This window comes from Halomonas sp. 707D4 (assembly GCF_024158685.1).
In the GTDB taxonomy this organism is placed as follows: domain Bacteria; phylum Pseudomonadota; class Gammaproteobacteria; order Pseudomonadales; family Halomonadaceae; genus Vreelandella.
The window spans coordinates 1-1,420 of sequence record NZ_JAMZBD010000642.1; the positions used below are offsets into that span (position 1 = coordinate 1).

Below are 1,420 nucleotides of genomic sequence, written 5' to 3' on the forward strand. Positions count from 1 at the left end.
CCTTCACGCCGTCGGCACCGGCTTCGGCCAGCGCCTTGGCGATCAGCTGGTAGTCGCCACGCGGCTCGAACAGCGACACCCGGCCCCGGAGCTTCACCTGGTCGCCATCGCGCAGGGGCGCGGCCACGAAGCGCGCCCGCTGGCGAAACAGCGCGCAGCGCACCTGGGCGCGGTCGTCCTTCAGGGTGAAGTAGATATGCCCGGAAGCGGGTTTGGAGACGTTCGAAAGCTCTCCCTCGACCCACACCTCGCCCAGGTCGCGCTCCAGCGCCTGGCGGGCGTGCTTGTTGAGGTCGCTCACGGAAAGGGCTTGGGCTGCGTCGGGCATGGGCTCGTCTCGGTTCGATGGTAAGTCGTGCTGGTAAGTGGGGCGCAGAGGCCATGCCATGATGCCGCATTGCTGGCACACCCCTCAAAACGCTATAATGGTCGATTAACTACCACGCCCCATCTTCCCACTTTTCAATGGGTGTTGCCGCTATGCTACGTATGGCCCAAGAAGCGCTGACGTTCGATGACGTTCTCCTCGTTCCCGGCTTCTCCGACGTTCTGCCCAAGGACGTCAGCCTCAAAACCCGCCTGACCCGCAATCTCACGCTCAACATTCCGCTGGTTTCCGCCGCCATGGACACGGTGACCGAAGCGCGTCTGGCGATTGCGATGGCCCAGGAAGGCGGCATCGGCATCATCCACAAGAACATGAGCATCACCCAGCAGGCCGCCGAGGTCCGCAAGGTCAAGAAGCACGAGAGCGTGATCGTCAAGGACCCCGTCACCGTGGGCCCCAACGCCAAGCTCGAAGACCTGCTCGCCATGGCTCGCGAATACGGCTTCTCCGGCTTTCCGGTGGTGGAAGGCGAGACGCTCGTCGGCATCGTCACCGAGCGTGACATGCGCTTCCAGCCCAACGTGGGCGACACCGTGGCGGACATCATGACCCCGCGCGAGCGGCTGGTGACTGTATCCGAAGGCACCGACCTAGAGACCAGCAAGGCCAAGATGCGCGAGCACCGCATCGAGAAGATGCTGATCGTCGACGACGCCTTCCACCTGCGCGGCCTGGTCACTTTCCAGGACATCGAGAAAGCCCGCACCTATCCCAACGCCGCGAAAGACAGCGACGGGCGCCTTCTGGTGGGTGCCGCCGTCGGCACCGGCCCGGAAACCCCGGACCGCATCGCGGCACTCGCCGAAGCCGGCGTCGACGTCATCATCGTCGATACCGCCCACGGCCACTCCAAGGGCGTGATCGATCGCGTCAGCTGGGTGAAGGAGCACTTCCCCGAGATTCAGGTGATCGGCGGCAACATCGCCACTGCCGCTGCCGCCAAGGCGCTGGCCGAAGCCGGTGCCGACGGCGTGAAGGTGGGCATCGGCCCGGGCTCGATCTGCACCACGCGTATCGTCGCCGGTGTGGGCG

The 1,420-nt window shown here is 65.1% G+C and carries 2 protein-coding genes; one reads left to right on the forward strand and one right to left on the reverse strand.

Going from position 1 to position 1,420, the window contains the following annotated elements:
• Positions 1-328: exodeoxyribonuclease VII large subunit (locus BIS11_RS17490; protein WP_253586712.1), on the reverse strand; the 328-nt coding region annotated here is incomplete at its 3' end.
• Between the two features lie 152 nt (positions 329-480).
• On the opposite strand from BIS11_RS17490, the gene BIS11_RS17495 reads away from it, so the two are divergent.
• The coding region (locus BIS11_RS17495) for an IMP dehydrogenase (RefSeq protein ID WP_253586714.1) at positions 481-1,420 on the forward strand (940 nt) is incomplete at its 3' end.